Raw genomic sequence first — 18,972 nt, 5'->3', positions numbered from 1 at the left:
GATGGCGATCTTGAGGCCGCCTTCGCCGGCAAGCCGGACTCCTACAGAAAAGCAAAAGGCTGCTTGGCAGTAATGCCAAGCAGCCCTTTAAGGTGCTGACCAGACGCGTCAGCTCAAATCATTTGGTCCAGTCGGCAACGCGCTCCGGGTGTTTGGCCACCCAATCTTTCGCAGCGGCTTCCGGCTTGGCGCCATCTTGAATCGCCAACATGACTTCGCCGATTTCGTCTTTCGACGCCCACTGGAAGTTTTTCAGGAACTTGGCCACTTCCGGCGCTTTGGTGGCGAGTTCTTTGCTGCCGATGTTATTTACAGTTTCAGCGGCGCCATAAACGCCTTTCGGATCGTCCAGGAAGCGCAGTTTCCACTTCGCAAACATCCAGTGCGGCACCCAACCGGTTACCGCGATGGATTCGTTTTTCTTCTCGGCACGGGTCAGCTCGGCAATCATGCCGGCGCCGGAACTGGCCTTGAGTTGATACCCGGTCAGGTCGTAGTCCTTGATGGCCTGTTCGGACTTGAGCATCACGCCTGAACCGGCGTCGATGCCGACGATGCGGTCTTTGAAGCTGTCGTCGGTTTTCAGATCGCCGATGGTTTTGGCCTTGACGTACTCCGGTACGATCAAACCGATTTTTGCATCTTTGAAGTTCGGACCGTAATCAACGACTTGATCCTTGTTCTTGGTCCAGTAATCACCGTGTGTCACCGGCAGCCAGGCCGACAACATGGCGTCGAGTTTGCCGGTGGCCACACCCTGCCACATGATTCCGGTCGCAACGGCTTGCAGCTTTACGTCATAACCGAGTTTCTGCCTGATCACTTCTGCCGCCACGTTAGTCGTGGCAACGCTGTCCGACCAGCCGTCGACATAACCGATAGTCACTGCCTTGCCTTCGGCGCTGGCCACAGTAGAACTGATCGCCAGCACCAAAGCGGCACCTGCGCCCAAGAGTCGTCGCATCTTCATTGTTACTTCCCCGAAAGTGCTGCGCTCGACGGGTGCCGAGTCGCGTCAACGTATTGTTATGATGCACAGCGCCCCCATCACGCCCACCGCAAACTCGTTCGAACATCAGCGTGATTTATCTATGAGAGCACTGATGCGTCGATAATCAACCTCACGACAACTGCGACCTGCTCTGCCAGCGACCTCAAGGCACCGAGAAACGACATCAGAACGCCATAGTTCTTGGCCAGCGCAAACACCCCGGCCAATCCGCCCGAACTTTGCGTGTCAACGTTATGCGGGGCACCTGATCTGCGGCAAATGCAGGTAACATGCGCGGCTTTGTTCCCAGACGGCCTGACCATGCCCGCAACATCACGTTTTCCTTTTTCTGCTTATTTATTCGCCTGCGTGCTGGGGCTATTTGCCTTCGTCGGCTTCTGGTACGGCTTGGGCAAACCGGTGATTTTGCCGGACGTGGCCAGCGCGACGCACAAGCTGCAATGCGCCTCCTACACGCCGTTCGACAAGGATCAATCACCGTTCGATCAGCCGTTCAAATTGCGCCCGGAACGCATGGACGCCGACCTTGCGCTGCTGGCCAAAAGCTTCGAATGCATCCGCACCTATTCCATGACCGGTCTGGAGGCCATCCCTGATCTGGCACGCAAGCACGGTCTGAAACTGATGATTGGCGCTTGGGTCAACAGCAATCCGATCGACACCGATAAAGAGGTCGACCTGCTGATCGCCTCGGCGAATACCAACGCCGACGTGGTGACTGCGGTCATCGTCGGTAACGAAACCCTGCTGCGCAAAGAGGTCACCGGCGCGCAACTGGCCAAGCTGATTAACAAGGTCAAAAGCCAGGTCAAACAGCCCGTCACTTACGCCGACGTCTGGGAATTCTGGCTCAAGCACCCGGAAATCGCCCCGGCGGTCGACTTCCTGACCATCCATTTGCTTCCGTACTGGGAAGATAATCCCTCGAACATCGACGCGGCCCTGCAACATGTGGCCGAAGTGCGTCAGGTGTTCGGCAACAAGTTCGCACCCAAAGACGTGATGATCGGGGAAACCGGCTGGCCGAGCGAAGGCCGTCAACGTGAGACCGCCCTGCCGAGCCGGGTCAATGAAGCCAAGTTCATTCGCGGTTTTGTCGTCATGGCTGAACAGCAAGGCTGGCATTACAACCTGATCGAAGCCTTCGACCAGCCGTGGAAACGTGCCAGCGAAGGTGCGGTCGGCGGTTACTGGGGACTGTTCGACGCGGATCGTCAGGACAAGGGCGTACTGGCAGGCCCGGTGACTAACGTGCCGTACTGGTCGCAATGGCTCGCTGTGGGCGGCTTGATTTTCCTCGGCACGCTGATCCTCGGCGGTCGCGTTCGCAGTACTCGCGCGGCGCTGGTGCTGCCACTGCTCGGCGCGCTGGCGGCTTGCTCGATTGGCGCGTGGGGTGATCTGGCCCGCGTTACCACGCGATTTGCGAGCGAATGGTTGTGGGTGGCGCTGCTGACGGCTTTGAATCTGCTGGTGCTGGCGCATGCAGCGCTGACGTTGAGCGCACGCACCGGTTGGCGTGAGCGGGCATTCAACGCGCTGGAGCGCCGCGCTGGCTGGCTGCTCGCGACGGCGGGGTTTGCCGCGGCGGTGATGATGCTGGAGCTGGTGCTTGATCCGCGTTATCGCAGCTTCCCGAGTGTGGCATTTATCCTGCCGGCACTTGTGTACCTGTGCCGCCCGGTGAACGTGCCACGTCGGGAGATTGCGTTGCTGACCTTCATTATTGGCGCAGGCATTGCGCCGCAGCTGTACCGTGAAGGTTTGCAGAACCAGCAGGCCTGGGGTTGGGCGCTAGTTAGTGTGCTGATGGTGGCGGCTTTGTGGCGCAGTTTGCGGGTTCGCAAAGCTTAAATTCTCAGCACGGCTGCCGGCCTCATCGTCGGAACGCCGCCCGGAGCCGGCTCACTCCTACATTTGATCTTCGTCGCACACAGATTTTGTATTCACTGAAGATCTACTGTAGGAGTGAGCCGGCTCCGGGCGGCGTTCCGACGATGGCTGACGATCAGACGCCGCGACTTTCCCGAACCAACCGCAACCCCGCAATCACCACCGCAAAAACAGCCAGCGTCGTGTTGTACAACGCCAACGCCGGAAACCCGAACACCAGCGACAGCACCGCCAGCCACCACCCTGCCCGTCCCGGCAGCACGAAGCCAAGCACGGCCGCCGCGATCGCCGCCCAGCCCAACACACTGAAGTGAATCATCAAGCCCAGGTTCGAACGGACCGCACATTCCCATCGGCTCGTCTCGTCGACGCAGAGGCCCACCCACTGCGCATCCTCCATGAAGCCATAACGCGCGCCGTAACTGGCGGCCAGCCATAAAGGCAGCAAAACGAGTAGCAGGACCACGGGCAGACGGCGGGACATGAAACACTCCAATAGGCAAAAACGGCGGCCAGCTTAATCCTCCGACAGCGGTATGCAAACGTGAGCAACATAAAACTGGTCACGAAATCGCTGCTAAGTGTATCGTCCAGCTACTATTACCCGGAAATAAGCCTCTTTGGTGCCGATGCGTGGCACTTTGGCGCAACACCGATGGTCATAGCCTGCGAACTTCATTCGGCACCTTCTTCTAAGGGATCTAGTCATGCTCCGTTCCTTGCGCTTCGCCGCCCTCTTTGGCGGCCTTATTTTGAGTGCATCCGCACTGGCGGTCGATATCGACGCCGCCAGTTATGGCTACCCCTTGACCAACCCGTTCGAGGCGACCATTGCCACGACACCTCCAGACCTGCGTCCGGAATTGCCGCAAAACGCCGACATCAATCAAGAGGATCGCAGCATCACGCTGCGCCCGGAGCGTGAATTCGATCTGCCAGACAACTTCTGGGCGGTAAAGAAGCTCACCTACCGCATCGCTACGCAAGATAAAGCCGCACCACTGATCTTCCTGATTGCCGGCACCGGCGCACGTTTTGACAGCAGCCTCAATGAATACCTGAAAAAGCTTTACTACAAAGCCGGCTACCATGTGGTGCAACTGTCATCGCCAACCAGTTTCGACTTCATGAGCGCCGCTTCACGCTTTGCCACTCCGGGTGTCACCAAGGAAGACGCCGAAGACTTATACCGGGTGATGCAGGCCGTGCGGGCAGAAAACCCGAAAGTGCCAGTCACCGATTACTACCTGACCGGTTACAGCCTGGGTGCACTGGACGCAGCGTTTGTCGCGCACCTGGACGAGACACGTCGCAGCTTCAACTTCAAGAAAGTCTTGCTGCTCAACCCGCCGGTCAACCTGTACACCTCGATCACCAACCTGGACAAGCTGGTCCAGACCGAGGTCAAGGGCATCAACAGCAGCACCACGTTCTATGAGCTGGTGCTGAACAAACTGACCCGCTACTTCCAGGAGAAAGGCTACATCGATCTCAACGATGCCCTGCTCTATGACTTCCAGCAGTCCAAGGAGCACCTGACCAACGAGCAATTGGCCATGCTGATCGGCACGTCGTTCCGCTTCTCGGCGGCCGACATTGCGTTCACCTCGGACCTGATCAACCGTCGCGGCCTGATCACGCCACCGAAGTTCCCGATCACCGAAGGCACCAGCCTCACGCCGTTCCTCAAGCGTGCGCTGCAGTGCGACTTCGACTGCTACATCACTGAACAGGTCATCCCCATGTGGCGTGCCCGCACCGACGGCGGCAGCCTGCTGCAACTGATCGACCAGGTGAGCCTCTACGCCCTCAAGGACTACTTGCACAACAGCCCGAAAATCGCCGTCATGCACAATGCCGACGACGTGATCCTGGGCCCTGGCGACCTCGGCTTCCTGCGCAAGACATTCGGCGATCGCTTGACCGTTTATCCATACGGCGGCCATTGCGGCAACCTTAACTACCGCGTCAACAGCGACGCCATGCTGGAGTTTTTCCGTGGCTAAATACCTCCTGCTAATCGCTGCGTTACTCTGTGCAGGCGTCGCCAATGCCGACAACAGCAAAGCCAGCACGCCTGTTGTGGTCGACAGTGACGGTTTCAAGGAACCGTTGAGCAAACTCAAATTCAACCCAGGGCTGGACCAGCGCGAGTTCGAACGCTCGACGCTCAACGCACTGGCCGTCTACGACCCGCTGGAAGAGTGGAACCGTCGGGTTTATCACTTCAATTACCGCTTCGATCAATGGGTGTTCCTGCCCGTGGTCGACGGCTATCGCTATATCACCCCAAGCTTCCTGCGCACCGGCGTCAGTAACTTCTTCAACAACCTCGGCGATGTGCCGAACCTTGTGAACAGCCTGTTGCAGTTCAAAGGCAAGCGCTCGATGGAAACCACTGCGCGCCTGCTGCTCAACACCACCATCGGCATCGCCGGCCTGTGGGACCCGGCCACCGCCATGGGCCTGCCGCGCCAGAACGAAGACTTCGGTCAAACCCTGGGTTTCTACGGTGTACCAGGCGGCGCCTACCTGATCTTGCCAATCCTCGGCCCTTCCAACATCCGCGACACAGGCGGACTGGCGGTCGATTTCACCGTAGAGTCGGCAATCAACTTCCTGAACGTTTCTGAAGTCAGCTCAAACCATCCTGAAGTCTGGATCCTGCGCGGCATCGACAAACGCAACCAGACCAACTTCCGTTATGGCCAGCTGAACTCCCCGTTCGAGTACGACAAAGTACGGTACGTGTACACCGAGGCGCGCAAGTTGCAGATCGCCGAGTAAATCCGGCGGCAACGAAAAAGGCCATTCGATGGGAATCGAATGGCCTTTTTGTATTCCAGCCACACCACAAATCCCCTGTGGGAGTGAGCCTGCTCGCGATAGCGATTTAACCGTCAACACAGATGCTACTGTTATGGACTCATCGCGAGCAGGCTCACTCCCACATTGGGATAGTGGATAGCTTCAGCCTTTTATTGAGCCCCAGATTTTGCTGGCAACCAGCACACCCGCCAACACCACCGCACCCGCGACAATCCCCGCCACTGCATTCAGCAACGTTGGCACGATAAACCCGGCACCGCCTGCCCCCGCGCTGACGCTTTCGATCCAGTGATGAATCGCCGGTACGCCATGAGTCAGGATCCCGCCGCCCACCAGGAACATCGCGGCAGTACCAATCACCGACAGACTTTTCATCAAGTACGGTGCCGCTCGCAGAATGACACCGCCGATGCTTTTGGCTACCTGGCCCGATTTTTGGGTCAACCACAAGCCGAGGTCGTCGAGTTTGACGATGCCCGCCACCAAACCATACACGCCGATGGTCATGACGATGGCAATGCCCGAGAGCACGATCACTTGCTGGGTCAGCGGGGCATCCGCCACGGTGCCGAGGGTGATGGCGATGATTTCCGCCGACAATATGAAATCGGTACGCACCGCGCCCTTGATCTTGTCCTTCTCAAAGGCCACCAGATCGACTGCTGGATCCGCCACCGCTTCAACCAGCTCGGCATGTTCGGCCTGGTCCTCAGCCTTGCTGTGCAGGAATTTGTGCGCGAGTTTTTCGAAACCTTCAAAGCACAGGTACGCGCCGCCGACCATCAATAGCGGGGTAACCAACCATGGAATGAACGCGCTGATCGCCAATGCCGATGGCACCAGGATCAGTTTGTTGTAAAACGAGCCCTTGGCGACGGCCCAGACCACCGGAATTTCTCGCTCGGCCCGCACACCGCTGACCTGCTGGGCGTTGAGCGCCAGATCGTCGCCGAGCACGCCGGCGGTCTTCTTGGCGGCCAATTTGGTCATCAACGCCACATCGTCGAGTACCGCGGCGATGTCATCGATCAGCACCAGCAAACTGCTTCCTGCCATGAATCAGGTTTCCTTCTTGAATGAATGCCAAGCAGCATAGCGCGGCAGCACGCCACACGGGGCATTCTTGAGCGCCGCGCGAGGCCGGTGATACCATGCGCAACCGCCAGAACAGGCAAGGAACCCCCTGGTTTATGAGCACTATCCGCGAGCGCAACAAAGAACTGATCCTGCGTGCCGCCAGTGAGGAATTTGCCGACAAGGGCTTCGCTGCGACCAAAACCAGTGACATCGCAGCCAAGGCGGGTTTGCCCAAGCCCAACGTCTACTACTACTTCAAATCCAAGGAAAACCTCTACCGCGAGGTCCTGGAAAGTATCATCGAGCCGATTCTGCAGGCCTCGACGCCGTTCAACGCCGACGGGGAGCCCAGCGAAGTGCTGAGCGGCTACATCCGCTCGAAAATCCGCATCTCTCGCGACCTGCCGTTCGCCTCCAAGGTGTTCGCCAGCGAAATCATGCACGGCGCCCCGCACTTGAGCCCTGACCTGGTAGAACAGCTCAACGGTCAGGCCAAACACAACATCGACTGCATCCAGACCTGGATCGACCGCGGCCAGATCGCCGCCATCGACCCCAACCACCTGATGTTCAGCATCTGGGCCGCGACCCAGACCTATGCCGACTTTGACTGGCAGATCACGGCCATTACCGGCAAAGCCAAGCTGGATGAGGTGGATTATGAGGCGGCGGCGCAGACGATTATTCGGTTGGTGTTGAAGGGGTGTGAGCCGGATCGGTAGACCGAGTCGCCTTCATCGCGAGCAGGCTCACTCCCACAGGGTTTTGTGTTAAATGCAAATTTAGTGATCACTGAAGATCCACTGTGGGAGCCAGCCTGCTGGCGATGGTGACAACTCGGTTTTAGATCAAACCCAGATAGCATCCCATAGTGGATAGTCACCAAGCCGTTCTACCAACCCGGCCCGCAATGGGTTAGCCACAACATACCGAGCGACTTTTACCAAATCTTCCTCACGACGCAACGCTCGATCATGGAAACCCCGCTGCCAAAGACTGGTTGTACGGCCGGTGGACAGATTCACTGCTTTGGTACTCAGTGATTTAGTCCTTTGCATCAGCCCACCCAACGATCCTCGCTGCAATTCGATCAACCAATGAAAATGATCGGGCATGACCACCCAGGCCAATGAGTTTGCACAGCCTTGGTCCTGCGCGGCACGAAATTGCGAAACGACTAATCGACCCAAGGTGAAATCCTTGAAAACAGGAGCTCGATCGAGTGTGTTTGTTGTAAAGAGATAGATACGGTTCTGCTCGGCATAACGGCCGATGCGCAAGCGGTTTGAGGCGGGTAGATCAGGCATTCCTTTGCCCCTTGCATGATTAATTCATGAAGAAGGCTAGAGCTTTGGTTGGCCTAGGGCGAAGCGAACTTTTAGCTGGATGTGTCTGGTAGACCGCCAATCGCCAGCAGGCTGGCTCCCACAGGGGATCTCTGACACTCAGATAATCCACCTGTGGGAGCCAGCCTGCTGGCGATGGCGGCAGATCAGTCACCCATCAATCAAGCAGTAACCCCAGCATCCGCCGTCAGCCCCAGCGCCTCGATCGCATTGATCGCACACTGCTCATCGACATCCGATAGATCGCCGCTAATCCCCACCGCCCCTAGCACGTTGCCGTCCTGATCCCGAATCAGCACACCACCCGGTGCCGGCACCACACTGCCCTGCCCCAGACTGTTCAAGGCGGCAATAAAAGCCGGACGTTGCTGCGCATCCAGCGCCAGTAAACGTGAGCCTTTGCCTAGCGCGATTGCGCCCCAGGCTTTGCCGATGGCGACCTGCGGGCGGAGCAGACTGGCGCCGTCTTCGCGTTGCAGGGTGATCAAGTGCCCGCCGGCATCCAGTACCGCAATGGTTAATGGAGCCGCCGAGATTGCACGCCCTGCGGAGATGGCCTGGTTGATCAGGTTGACTGCAACTTTCAAGGTTAAAGCGCTCATGGTGCCGTCCTCATTTTGTTTTTCGGAAAGCCGTTGGACTGCGCCGTTGTGCCGCAGTCCGATGCAACAAATAGAACACAATGAGTTATTTTTTTGTATACAATAATTCTCGAAAAGCGCCACATGCGACGAAAAGCCACACAAGACAGGGCTTCAGACGAATGAAACAAGCGCTTGAGAAAATGGATTGACCTGCGCCGTCCGCCGTGAATACACTCTGCACAAAGCCACTTGTATACAATTACAAAACGTAAGAGGCACAAAACCATGAGCAAAATGAGAGCAATCGAAGCCGCCGTTCTGGTGATGCGCCGTGAAGGGGTTGATACCGCTTTTGGCATCCCGGGCGCCGCGATCAACCCGCTGTACTCCGCCTTGCAGAAGGTCGGTGGCATCGATCACGTCCTCGCTCGCCACGTTGAAGGCGCCTCGCACATGGCCGAGGGCTACACCCGCACCAAGGCCGGCAACATTGGCGTGTGCATTGGTACTTCCGGCCCTGCCGGTACGGACATGGTCACCGGGCTCTACAGCGCCTCGGCGGACTCGATCCCAATCCTCTGCATTACCGGCCAGGCCCCCCGCGCCCGTATGCACAAGGAAGATTTCCAGGCCGTCGACATCACCACCATCGTCAAGCCAGTGACCAAGTGGGCAACCACCGTCATGGAACCGGGCCAGGTGCCTTACGCGTTCCAGAAAGCCTTCTACGAAATGCGCTCCGGCCGTCCAGGCCCAGTGCTGATCGACCTGCCGTTCGACGTGCAGATGGCGGAAATCGAATTCGACATCGATGCCTACCAGCCCCTGCCGCTGGCCAAGCCGACTGCGAACCGCGTGCAAATCGAGAAGGCCCTTGCCATGCTCGATCAGGCTGAGCGTCCATTGCTGGTGGCCGGTGGCGGCATCATCAATGCCGACGCCAGCGACTTGCTGGTCGAGTTCGCCGAGCTGACCGGCATTCCAGTCATTCCGACCCTGATGGGCTGGGGCACCATCCCGGACGATCACCCATTGATGGTGGGCATGGTCGGTCTGCAAACCTCGCACCGCTACGGCAACGCGACGATGCTCAAATCCGACGTGGTGTTGGGCGTCGGCAACCGTTGGGCTAACCGCCATACCGGCTCGATCGACGTGTACACCGAAGGTCGCAAGTTCATTCACGTTGATATCGAACCGACCCAGATCGGCCGCGTGTTCAACCCGGACCTGGGCATCGTCTCCGACGCTGCTGCCGCGCTGACCGTGTTCATCGAAGTCGCTCGTGAATGGCAAGCCGCCGGCAAGCTGAAAAACCGCAGTGCCTGGCTGCAAGACTGCCAGCAGCGCAAAGCCAGCCTGCACCGCAAGACTCACTTTGACAACGTGCCGGTCAAGCCGCAGCGCGTCTATGAAGAGATGAACCAGGTGTTCGGTAAAGACACCTGCTACGTCAGCACCATCGGTCTGTCGCAGATTGCCGGCGCGCAATTCCTGCACGTCTACAAACCGCGTCACTGGATCAACTGCGGTCAGGCAGGTCCCTTGGGCTGGACCATTCCGGCGGCACTGGGCGTGGTCAAGGCCGATCCGACCCGTAAGGTCGTGGCGCTGTCGGGCGACTATGATTTCCAGTTCATGATCGAAGAATTGGCAGTGGGCGCGCAGTTCAAACTGCCGTACATCCACGTTGTGGTAAACAATTCGTACCTGGGATTGATTCGTCAGGCTCAGCGCGGTTTCGACATGGACTACTGCGTGCAACTGTCCTTCGACAACCTGAACGCTCCGGAACTCAACGGTTACGGTGTCGATCACGTCGCGGTGGCCGAAGGTCTCGGCTGCAAGGCACTGCGTGTGTTTGAACCGGATCAGATTCAACCTGCCCTGCGCAAGGCTCAGGAACTGATCGAAGAGTTCAAGGTGCCGGTGATCGTCGAGATTATTCTGGAGCGCGTGACCAACATTTCCATGGGCACCGAGATCAACGCCATCAACGAATTCGAAGATCTGGCGCTGGTCGGCAACGACGCACCCACCGCGATTTCGTTGCTTGATTAAGATGACCTGAAACCTGTAGCAGCTGTCGAGGCACGAGGCTGCGTTGCGTGTCCGCAGGACCGCCGTCGGGGGCCGCTTCGCAGCCCAACGCAGCCTCGTACCTCGGCAGCTGCTACAGGTACCTATTTTTAACAGGAGACCACCATGCCGCGTTTCGCAGCCAACCTGTCCATGCTGTTCACTGAGCAGGATTTTCTTGCCCGTTTCGAAGCGGCCGCCAAGGCCGGTTTCAGTGGTGTCGAGTACCTGTTCCCCTACGACTTCAGCTCCGCCGACATCAAAGCCAAGCTTGATGCCAACGGTCTGACCCAAGTGCTGTTCAACCTGCCGGCCGGTGACTGGGCCAAGGGCGAACGCGGTATCGCGTGCCTGCCGGACCGGGTTGAAGAGTTCCGCGCCGGTGTCGATCTGGCGATTGCTTACGCCCAAGTGCTGGGTAACACCCAGGTCAACTGCCTGGCCGGTATTCGTCCACAAGGCGTCGACGATGCCACCGTGGAAAAAACCTTCGTCGCCAACCTCAAGTACGCGGCCGACAAGCTGCAAGCGGCGGGCATCAAACTGGTGATGGAAGCGATCAACACCCGCGACATCCCGGGTTTCTACCTGAACAACACCGCGCAAGCCCTGTCGATTCGCGAACAGGTCGGCAGCGCCAACCTGTTCCTGCAATACGACATCTACCACATGCAAATCATGGAAGGCGACCTGGCCCGCACCATGGCCGCGCACCTGGGCGAGATCAACCACATCCAGTTGGCCGACAACCCAGGGCGCAACGAACCGGGCACCGGTGAAATCAACTACCGCTTCCTGTTCGAACACCTGGACCGCATCGGTTATCAGGGGTGGGTGGGTTGCGAATACAAGCCGCTGACCACCACTGAAGCAGGGCTGGGCTGGCTGAAAACCCACAACGCGATCTAACACAGATCCCCGTAGGAGCTGGCTTGCCAGCGAAGGCAATGTCACTGCCAATTAACGAGGCAGGAGGTGATGGCCTCTTCGCCGGCAAGCCGGCTCCTACAAAAGCAGTGCTCCCCTATTTGCTTGAAGCAGCAATAAAAACAAGAGGAATTTGTCATGGCTAAAATCGGATTTATCGGCACCGGCATCATGGGCCACCCAATGGCGTTGAACCTGCAGAAAGCCGGTCACAGCCTGTTCCTGTCGGCGCACCACGACCCCGCGCCTGCTGACCTGATTGCCGCTGGCGCCGTCGCCCTGGCCAACCCGAAAGAAGTCGCGCAAGAAGCCGAATTCATCATCGTCATGGTGCCGGATACCCCACAGGTCGATGACGTGCTGTTCCGCGCCGACGGCGTTGCAGCCGGCGTGGGCAAAGGCAAAATCGTCATCGACATGAGCTCGATCTCGCCCACTGCCACCAAAGCGTTTGCGGCCAGGATCAATGAAAAAGGCGCGCAGTACCTCGACGCGCCAGTGTCTGGCGGCGAAGTCGGTGCCAAGGCTGCGAGCCTGAGCATCATGGTCGGCGGCGATGCCGATGCCTTCGAACGCGCCCTGCCGCTGTTCCAGGCGATGGGCAAGAACATCACCCTGGTCGGTGGTAACGGCGACGGTCAAACCGCGAAAGTGGCGAACCAGATCATCGTTGCGCTGAACATCCAGGCGGTGGCCGAAGCCCTGCTGTTCGCCTCGAAAAACGGTGCCGATCCAGCCAAGGTGCGTGAAGCACTGATGGGCGGTTTCGCTTCGTCGAAGATCCTCGAAGTACACGGCGAGCGCATGATTAAAGGCACCTTCGATCCGGGCTTCCGCATCAGCCTGCACCAGAAGGACCTGAACTTGGCCCTGCAAGGTGCCAAGGAACTGAACATCAACCTGCCGAACACCGCCAACACCCAGCAAGTGTTCAGCACCTGCGCGGCCATCGGTGGCAGCAACTGGGACCACTCGGCGCTGATCAAGGGCCTGGAACACATGGCGAATTTCTCGATTCGCGATAAATAACGCCACACACCCTGTAGGAGCCGGCTTGCCGGCGATTGCCTAAACGCGGTCTGCCTGACACACCGAGGCGTCTGGATCGCTGGCAAGCCAGCTCCTACAAGGACGTGCGCCGATCTGTAGGAGCTGGCTTGCCAGCGATCCAGGCGACACGGATTCATTTTCAACCCCAAAAACAAGAATTCCGGGAGCCCGCCATGTCGGTCGATCCGCAACAATTCCTGCGCGAACTGTTCGCCACAGCCATCGACGCCGCCCATCCGCAGCAAGTCCTTGAAGCCTATTTGCCCAAAGATCGCAGCGGTCGGGTGATCGTCATCGGCGCCGGCAAAGCCGCAGCCGCCATGGCTCAGGTGGTCGAGCGTTGCTGGCAGGGTGAAGTGAGCGGGTTGGTGGTGACGCGTTACGGTCACGGCGCCCCGTGCGAAAAAATCGAAGTGGTCGAAGCGGCCCATCCGGTGCCGGACGCGGCCGGTCAGGCCGTCGCCAAGCGTGTTTTTGAACTGGTCAGCAACCTGACCGAAGACGACCGCGTGATCTTCCTGCTCTCGGGCGGCGGCTCCGCGTTGCTGGCGCTGCCGGCGGCGGGAATCACCCTGGCCGACAAGCAATCAATCAACAAAGCGCTGCTCAAATCCGGCGCGACCATCGGCGAGATGAACTGCGTACGCAAGCACCTCTCGGCGATCAAGGGCGGCCGCCTGGGCAAAGCCTGCTGGCCGGCCACTGTGTATACCTACGCGATTTCCGATGTGCCGGGCGACCTCGCCACGGTCATCGCCTCCGGCCCGACCGTGGCCGACCCAAGCACCTGCGCCGAAGCGCTGGCGATCCTCAAGCGCTATGGCATCGAAGTCCCGGCCTCGGTGCGCAACTGGCTGCAAAGCCCTGAATCGGAGACGGTCAAACCCGGCGATCCGAGCCTCGCACGCAGTCATTTCCAGTTGATCGCCCGTCCACAGCAGTCGCTTGAAGCGGCAGCAGTGAAGGCGCGGCAGGCCGGTTTCAGCCCGCTGATCCTCGGCGATCTGGAAGGCGAATCCCGTGAAGTGGCCAAGGTTCACGCCGGTATCGCGCGGCAAGTGGTCCTGCACGGTCAGCCATTGGCGGCGCCGTGCGTGATTCTGTCGGGCGGTGAAACCACGGTGACCGTGCGCGGCAATGGCCGTGGCGGGCGCAATGCCGAATTCCTGCTGAGTCTGACCGACAGCCTCAAAGGCCTGCCCGGCGTCTACGCCCTGGCCGGTGACACCGATGGCATCGACGGCTCCGAAGACAACGCCGGCGCATTCATGACCCCGGACAGCTACGCCCGCGCCGCCGCCCTCGGTCTGAGCGCCAGCGATGAACTCGACAACAACAATGGCTACGGCTATTTCGAGGCGCTGGATGCCCTGATCGTCACCGAGCCGACCCGCACCAACGTCAACGACTTCCGCGCCATCCTGATTCTCGAGAGCCCTAAACATGACGCCTGACAAGAAGGTTAAAATCCTCGCCACCCTCGGCCCTGCCACCGACGGGATCGACGACATCCGCGAACTGGTGCAGGCAGGGGTCAACATTTTCCGCCTGAACTTCAGCCACGGTGATCACGCCGACCACGCTCAGCGCTACCAGTGGATTCGTGAAGTCGAGCGCCAACTGAATTACCCACTGGGCATTCTGATGGACCTGCAAGGCCCGAAACTGCGGGTCGGCAAGTTCGCCGAAGGCAAGGTGCAACTGCATCGCGGTCAGGCCTTGCGCCTGGACCTGGACCCGACGCCGGGTGACGAGCGCCGCGTTAACCTGCCTCACCCGGAAATCATCGCGGCGCTGGAGCCGGGCATGGACCTGCTGCTGGACGACGGCAAGCTGCGTCTGCGCGTGGTCACCAAGTACTCCGACGCCATCGACACCACCGTGCTCAACGGCGGTGAACTGTCGGACCGTAAAGGCGTGAACGTGCCGCAAGCGGTGCTGGAACTGAGCCCGCTGACCGCCAAGGATCGCCGTGATTTGAGCTTCGGTCTGGAGTTGGGTGTGGACTGGGTCGCGTTGTCGTTTGTGCAACGTCCGGAAGATATTCGCGAAGCCCGCGAACTGATCGGCGACAAAGCGTTTTTGATGGCAAAAATCGAGAAGCCATCGGCGGTGACTCAGCTTCGCGAAATCGCTGAATTGAGCGACGCGATCATGGTCGCCCGCGGTGACTTGGGCGTGGAAGTGCCCGCCGAAAGCGTCCCGCAGATTCAGAAAAACATCATCAGCATCTGCCGCCAACTCGGCAAACCGGTGGTGGTGGCGACGCAGATGCTGGAGTCGATGCGTTTTTCTCCGGCCCCGACCCGCGCCGAGGTCACCGACGTGGCCAACGCCGTGGCCGAAGGTGCGGATGCGGTGATGCTATCGGCCGAAACTGCCTCCGGCGAATACCCGCTGGAAGCCGTGCAGATGATGAGCAAAATCATCCGCCAGGTGGAAAACGGCCCGGACTATCAGACGCAACTGGACGTGAGCCGGCCGAAAGCCGAAGCGACGGTTTCCGACGCGATCAGCTGTGCGATTCGTCGCATCAGCAATGTGCTGCCGGTGGCGGTGCTGGTGAACTACAGCGAGTCCGGCACGTCGAGTTTGCGCGCGGCTCGGGAGCGGCCGACGGTGCCGATTCTCAACCTGACTCCAAACCGTCAAACCGCTCGTCGCCTGACCGTGGCGTGGGGCGTGCACTCGGTGGTCAATGATCGGCTGCGACAAGTGGATGAAGTGTGCTCGACGGCGCTGGAGATTGCCCAGGCCCAAGGCATGGCCAAGCGTGGCGACACCTTATTGATCACCGCGGGTGTGCCGTTTGGGCAGCCGGGGTCGACTAACTCATTGCGCATTGAGACATTGATTTAGCGCCTGTACTGGCCCCTTCGCTGGCAAGCCAGCTCCTACAGGAATTGCATTGCCTTTGTAGGAGCTGACTTGCCAGCGATGCGAGCGACTCGGTCACTTTGACACACAGAAAAATAATGCCTGCCAATCACTTCAACACCCACTGCCCCGACTGGGCGACTGCCCTGCTCAACGGTTTCAGTCAGATTTTCCTCCAGCGCCATCCGCTGTGTGGTCTGCTGTGCCTGTTGGCCATTCTGTTTACCGCGCCGGTGCTGCTCGGCGGTGCGCTGCTGGGCGGTGTCGCCGGGTTGCTTACCGCGCAACGTCGCGGCTATGCCAAGGCCGATCGCCAGGCCGGGCTGTTCAGTTACAACGGGGTTTTGCTCGGCTTGTTGCTGAGTCTGTATTTCCCGTGGTCCGCCGTGCTGCCGCTGGTGATCATTGCCTGCGGCGGCCTGAGCGCGATGTTCACTCAACAGTGGCTCAAGCGTGCCCGGCTTAGCCAATACCTGCCCGCCTACACCGCGCCCTTCGTGGGGCTGAGCTGGTTGCTGCTGTGTTTCGCCACACCCTCGACCAAGGCGCATTTGATCGAGATCAACACGCTGAACATGCTCGCCGCACCACTCAAAGGTCTCGGCCAAGTGATGTTCCTCGGTCATCCGCTGGCCGGTGCGTTGATTGCCGCCGGTTTGCTGATCGCTGATCGTCGCGCATTCTGCTGGGCGTTGTTGGCGTCTATTGCGGGCATGGGTTGGAGCCTGCTACACCACGACTTCTACACCGGCCTGCTCGGCCTCGGTGGCTATAACGCCGTGCTCGCTGCCCTCGCCTTCAGCTCGCAGCGCCAGCAGCCATGGCTGCCACTGGTGGGCATTGCACTAGCGCTGCTGCTGACGCCGATGTTTGCCGCTATCGGTCTGCCCACGCTGACCGCGCCATTCATCCTCGCCTGCTGGCTGACCCGTACGGCTGCTCAAGTGTTCGGCAAAGCGACGGGGGCCAGTGCGCCTTGCGCTCCTGGGGAGAATCAACCTAGGCTGCGCTGATTCCCGGTTCAGGCGTTTTCCATGGACAGCAGCAAAAATTGGCGTGAAGACCTTTACGTCATGATTTTCCAGAGCGACACCAAGGCGGGGCGGCGTTTCGACGGCACCCTGCTGTTGATCATTCTCGCCAGCATCATCATCGTGATGCTCGACAGCATCGATTCCATTCACCAGAACTACGCCGATGTGCTGGCCTATATCGAGTGGGGTTTCACCTTCGTCTTCGCTGTCGAATACATTCTGCGGTTGTATTGCTCACCCAAGCCGTGGCGCTACGCGTTCAGCTTCTATGGGCTGGTGGATTTGCTGGCCATCGTGCCCGGCATCCTCGCGCTGTATTACGCCGATGCGCAGTACCTGCTGATCATCCGGATCATTCGGATGCTGCGGATTTTCCGCGTGCTCAAGCTCAGCCCATACCTCAAGCAAGCCAACTACTTGATGTCGGCGTTGCGCGGCAGCAAACAGAAAATCGTAGTGTTTCTGGTCAGCGTCAGCACCCTGGTCACGGTGTTCGGCACACTGATGTACGTGATCGAAGGTCCGGAACACGGCTTCACCAGCATTCCCAAAGGCATCTATTGGGCGATCGTCACGCTGACCACTGTGGGCTTCGGCGACATCGTGCCGAAGACGCCGTTGGGTCAGGTAATTTCGTCGCTGGTGATGATCACCGGTTACTCGATCATCGCCGTGCCCACCGGGATTTTCACCGCCGAACTGGCCAACGCCATGCGCGGTGAACAGCTGCAACACGATTGCCCGGTGTGCAAGAAAAACAGCCACGAACACGGCGCGGCATTTTGCTCGCGATGCGGCAACGCACTGTTTAAGAAACTGGAATAAGCAAAGAGCTTTTTAATCTTTAAAGGCCTATGCGCGCGCGGCTATAGTCGCTGGCAAATTGCCTCACTTTTAATTTAGAACAAGGACTGCGCAGTGAAAAAACTCTTTGGCGCCTCACTTCTGGCCGCTGGCCTGGCATTGACCAGCATGGCTCAGGCCGCCCCGACCCTGCTCAACGTTTCCTACGACGTGATGCGCGATTTCTACAAGGACTACAACACTGCCTTCCAGAAACACTGGCAAGCCGAGCACAACGAAAACATCATCCTGCAGATGTCCTTCGGCGGTTCCAGCAAACAGGCGCGTTCGGTGATCGACGGCCTGCCGGCTGACGTCATCACCATGAACATGGCCACCGACATCAACGCCCTGGCGGATAACGGCAAATTGGTGCCGGAGAACTGGGTCACGCGCCTGCCGAACAACAGCGCACCGTTTACCTCGGCCACGGTATTCATCGTCCGCAAAGGCAACCCGAAAGCCCTGAAAGACTGGCCCGATCTGCTGAAAGACGGCGTTCAGGTGATCGTGCCGAACCCGAAAACCTCAGGTAACGGTCGCTACACCTACCTGTCGGCCTGGGGCTATGTGCTGAAGAATGGCGGTGATGAGAACAAGGCCAAAGACTTCGTCGGCAAGCTGTTCAAACAAGCCCCGGTACTGGATACCGGTGGTCGCGCGGCCACCACTACCTTCATGACCAACCAGATCGGCGACGTGCTGGTGACCTTCGAAAACGAAGCGGAAATGATTGCCCGCGAGTTTGGTCGTGACCAGTTTGAAGTGATCTACCCAAGCGTATCCGCTGAAGCCGAGCCACCGGTGTCGGTGGTCGACAAAGTGGTCGACAAGAAAGGCACTCGTGCTGCGGCCGAGGAATACTTGAAATACCTGTGGTCGCCGGAAGGTCAGGAGATTGCGGCGGCAAATTACCTGCGTCCGCGTGATCCGGCGGTATTGGCCAAGTACACCGATCGTTTCCCGAAAGTGGATTTTCTGTCGGTAGAGAAGACCTTCGGTGACTGGCGTACGGTGCAGAAGACCCACTTCAATGATGGCGGGATCTTTGATCAGATTTACACCGGGCAGTAATTTCTGAGCCGAACGAAAAAGGCGACCTGAGCAGGTCGCCTTTTTTGTGCCTGAACACAAACCCCCATGTTCACTGAAGACCCCTTGTAGGAGTGAGCCTGATCTGGCCTAATGAAATTGGACACATCAATAGGGCGCTATGATGGCGCCCAAATCTAAGGTGTGCATGATGATGCGAAAGTCCTATTCCAGCGAGTTCAAGCTCAATGCTGCAAGCATGGTGCTTGATGAAGACCAGCCCATTCTTGAGGTCTGCGCCAACTTCGATATCGGCCCTACTGCGTTGCGCCGCTGGGTCGAGCAGGTCAGGAAAGAACGTGCAGGCTCGACGCTAGCGGGAACAAAAG

General features: G+C 58.9%; 18 protein-coding genes. 13 read left to right on the top strand and 5 right to left on the bottom strand.

Going from position 1 to position 18,972, the window contains the following annotated elements:
* Positions 1-118 precede the first annotated feature (118 nt).
* Positions 119-970, bottom strand: a complete 852-nt coding sequence (locus tag AC1DWM_RS16970) for a glycine betaine ABC transporter substrate-binding protein (RefSeq protein WP_223514163.1) — start codon at positions 968-970, stop codon at positions 119-121.
* 300 nt (positions 971-1,270) lie between these two features.
* Between AC1DWM_RS16970 and AC1DWM_RS16965 the strand changes: the two genes are divergently transcribed.
* Positions 1,271-2,866, top strand: coding sequence for a glycoside hydrolase family 17 protein (locus tag AC1DWM_RS16965; RefSeq protein ID WP_223514166.1), 1,596 nt, complete (start codon positions 1,271-1,273; stop codon positions 2,864-2,866).
* 154 nt (positions 2,867-3,020) lie between these two features.
* Here the strand turns inward: AC1DWM_RS16965 and AC1DWM_RS16960 are convergent, their stop codons facing one another.
* Positions 3,021-3,389: a hypothetical protein gene (locus tag AC1DWM_RS16960; RefSeq protein WP_477795734.1), complete on the bottom strand. Its 369-nt coding sequence runs from the start codon at positions 3,387-3,389 to the stop codon at positions 3,021-3,023.
* Positions 3,390-3,612: 223 nt separating this feature from the next.
* Here AC1DWM_RS16960 and AC1DWM_RS16955 point away from each other — a divergent pair, with 223 nt between their 5' ends.
* Positions 3,613-4,911 (top strand): serine/threonine protein kinase, encoded by a 1,299-nt coding sequence (locus tag AC1DWM_RS16955; RefSeq protein ID WP_477795733.1) that lies wholly within the window; start codon positions 3,613-3,615, stop codon positions 4,909-4,911.
* Positions 4,904-5,692 carry an MlaA family lipoprotein gene (locus AC1DWM_RS16950; protein WP_223514173.1) on the top strand — a complete coding sequence of 263 codons (789 nt, stop codon included), beginning with the start codon at positions 4,904-4,906 and terminating at the stop codon, positions 5,690-5,692. Before AC1DWM_RS16955 ends, AC1DWM_RS16950 begins: the two co-directional genes overlap by 8 nt.
* A 183-nt stretch (positions 5,693-5,875) precedes the next feature.
* On the opposite strand, the gene AC1DWM_RS16945 is transcribed toward AC1DWM_RS16950, so the two are convergent.
* Complete coding sequence (locus AC1DWM_RS16945) at positions 5,876-6,790, bottom strand: DUF808 domain-containing protein (protein WP_477795732.1); 915 nt, start codon at positions 6,788-6,790, stop codon at positions 5,876-5,878.
* Between the two features lie 134 nt (positions 6,791-6,924).
* On the opposite strand from AC1DWM_RS16945, the gene AC1DWM_RS16940 reads away from it, so the two are divergent.
* Entirely contained in the window at positions 6,925-7,533 is a 609-nt protein-coding gene (locus AC1DWM_RS16940; protein WP_223514179.1) for a TetR/AcrR family transcriptional regulator, read from the top strand.
* A gap of 126 nt (positions 7,534-7,659) precedes the next feature.
* On the opposite strand, the gene AC1DWM_RS16935 is transcribed toward AC1DWM_RS16940, so the two are convergent.
* Both AC1DWM_RS16935 and AC1DWM_RS16930 read right to left on the bottom strand, forming a co-directional pair.
* Positions 7,660-8,118: an REP-associated tyrosine transposase gene (locus AC1DWM_RS16935; RefSeq protein WP_477795731.1), complete on the bottom strand. Its 459-nt coding sequence runs from the start codon at positions 8,116-8,118 to the stop codon at positions 7,660-7,662.
* 200 nt (positions 8,119-8,318) lie between these two features.
* Complete coding sequence (locus AC1DWM_RS16930) at positions 8,319-8,759, bottom strand: GlcG/HbpS family heme-binding protein (RefSeq protein WP_223514185.1); 441 nt, start codon at positions 8,757-8,759, stop codon at positions 8,319-8,321.
* Positions 8,760-9,026: 267 nt separating this feature from the next.
* On the opposite strand from AC1DWM_RS16930, the gene gcl reads away from it, so the two are divergent.
* The 9 genes from gcl to AC1DWM_RS16885 all read left to right on the top strand — a co-directional run.
* On the top strand, positions 9,027-10,802 hold the full coding sequence (gene gcl, locus AC1DWM_RS16925; RefSeq protein WP_223514188.1) for a glyoxylate carboligase: 1,776 nt from the start codon (positions 9,027-9,029) through the stop codon (positions 10,800-10,802).
* A 144-nt stretch (positions 10,803-10,946) separates the two neighbouring features.
* Complete coding sequence (gene hyi, locus AC1DWM_RS16920; protein ID WP_477795730.1) at positions 10,947-11,729, top strand: hydroxypyruvate isomerase; 783 nt, start codon at positions 10,947-10,949, stop codon at positions 11,727-11,729.
* Between the two features lie 156 nt (positions 11,730-11,885).
* Positions 11,886-12,776: a 2-hydroxy-3-oxopropionate reductase gene (locus AC1DWM_RS16915; protein WP_223514194.1), complete on the top strand. Its 891-nt coding sequence runs from the start codon at positions 11,886-11,888 to the stop codon at positions 12,774-12,776.
* A gap of 194 nt (positions 12,777-12,970) precedes the next feature.
* The gene (locus AC1DWM_RS16910) at positions 12,971-14,251 is read left to right on the top strand and encodes a glycerate kinase type-2 family protein (protein ID WP_477795729.1); all 1,281 of its coding nucleotides are present in this window, start codon (positions 12,971-12,973) and stop codon (positions 14,249-14,251) included.
* Positions 14,241-15,656 carry a pyruvate kinase gene (pyk, locus tag AC1DWM_RS16905; protein ID WP_223514199.1) on the top strand — a complete coding sequence of 472 codons (1,416 nt, stop codon included), beginning with the start codon at positions 14,241-14,243 and terminating at the stop codon, positions 15,654-15,656. The genes AC1DWM_RS16910 and pyk overlap by 11 nt, the downstream gene beginning before the upstream one ends.
* A gap of 116 nt (positions 15,657-15,772) precedes the next feature.
* Positions 15,773-16,687, top strand: a complete 915-nt coding sequence (locus AC1DWM_RS16900) for an urea transporter (RefSeq protein ID WP_477795728.1) — start codon at positions 15,773-15,775, stop codon at positions 16,685-16,687.
* Positions 16,688-16,708: 21 nt separating this feature from the next.
* Positions 16,709-17,533 carry an ion transporter gene (locus AC1DWM_RS16895; RefSeq protein WP_223514205.1) on the top strand — a complete coding sequence of 275 codons (825 nt, stop codon included), beginning with the start codon at positions 16,709-16,711 and terminating at the stop codon, positions 17,531-17,533.
* Positions 17,534-17,626: 93 nt separating this feature from the next.
* Positions 17,627-18,625, top strand: coding sequence for a sulfate ABC transporter substrate-binding protein (locus tag AC1DWM_RS16890; RefSeq protein WP_223514207.1), 999 nt, complete (start codon positions 17,627-17,629; stop codon positions 18,623-18,625).
* Between the two features lie 166 nt (positions 18,626-18,791).
* A partial coding sequence (locus AC1DWM_RS16885) for a transposase (RefSeq protein ID WP_477795727.1) occupies positions 18,792-18,972 on the top strand: 181 nt, incomplete at its 3' end.

The sequence above is a fragment of the Pseudomonas sp. P4_C8 genome, assembly GCF_056401975.1.
Note: the sequence above shows the minus strand (reverse complement) of the source record. Positions and strands in the feature narration are given on the sequence as shown.

Bases quoted from the DNA above. Each gene is read 5' to 3' on its own strand.
- AC1DWM_RS16970 (WP_223514163.1), bottom strand. From the start codon at position 970: ATGAAGATGCGACGACTCTTGGGCGCAGGTGCCGCTTTGGTGCTGGCG.
- AC1DWM_RS16965 (WP_223514166.1), top strand. From the start codon at position 1,271: ATGCAGGTAACATGCGCGGCTTTGTTCCCAGACGGCCTGACCATGCCC.
- AC1DWM_RS16960 (WP_477795734.1), bottom strand. From the start codon at position 3,389: ATGTCCCGCCGTCTGCCCGTGGTCCTGCTACTCGTTTTGCTGCCTTTA.
- AC1DWM_RS16955 (WP_477795733.1), top strand. From the start codon at position 3,613: ATGCTCCGTTCCTTGCGCTTCGCCGCCCTCTTTGGCGGCCTTATTTTG.
- AC1DWM_RS16945 (WP_477795732.1), bottom strand. From the start codon at position 6,790: ATGGCAGGAAGCAGTTTGCTGGTGCTGATCGATGACATCGCCGCGGTA.
- AC1DWM_RS16940 (WP_223514179.1), top strand. From the start codon at position 6,925: ATGAGCACTATCCGCGAGCGCAACAAAGAACTGATCCTGCGTGCCGCC.
- AC1DWM_RS16935 (WP_477795731.1), bottom strand. From the start codon at position 8,118: ATGCCTGATCTACCCGCCTCAAACCGCTTGCGCATCGGCCGTTATGCC.
- AC1DWM_RS16930 (WP_223514185.1), bottom strand. From the start codon at position 8,759: ATGAGCGCTTTAACCTTGAAAGTTGCAGTCAACCTGATCAACCAGGCC.
- gcl (WP_223514188.1), top strand. From the start codon at position 9,027: ATGAGCAAAATGAGAGCAATCGAAGCCGCCGTTCTGGTGATGCGCCGT.
- hyi (WP_477795730.1), top strand. From the start codon at position 10,947: ATGCCGCGTTTCGCAGCCAACCTGTCCATGCTGTTCACTGAGCAGGAT.
- AC1DWM_RS16915 (WP_223514194.1), top strand. From the start codon at position 11,886: ATGGCTAAAATCGGATTTATCGGCACCGGCATCATGGGCCACCCAATG.
- AC1DWM_RS16910 (WP_477795729.1), top strand. From the start codon at position 12,971: ATGTCGGTCGATCCGCAACAATTCCTGCGCGAACTGTTCGCCACAGCC.
- pyk (WP_223514199.1), top strand. From the start codon at position 14,241: ATGACGCCTGACAAGAAGGTTAAAATCCTCGCCACCCTCGGCCCTGCC.
- AC1DWM_RS16900 (WP_477795728.1), top strand. From the start codon at position 15,773: ATGCCTGCCAATCACTTCAACACCCACTGCCCCGACTGGGCGACTGCC.
- AC1DWM_RS16895 (WP_223514205.1), top strand. From the start codon at position 16,709: ATGGACAGCAGCAAAAATTGGCGTGAAGACCTTTACGTCATGATTTTC.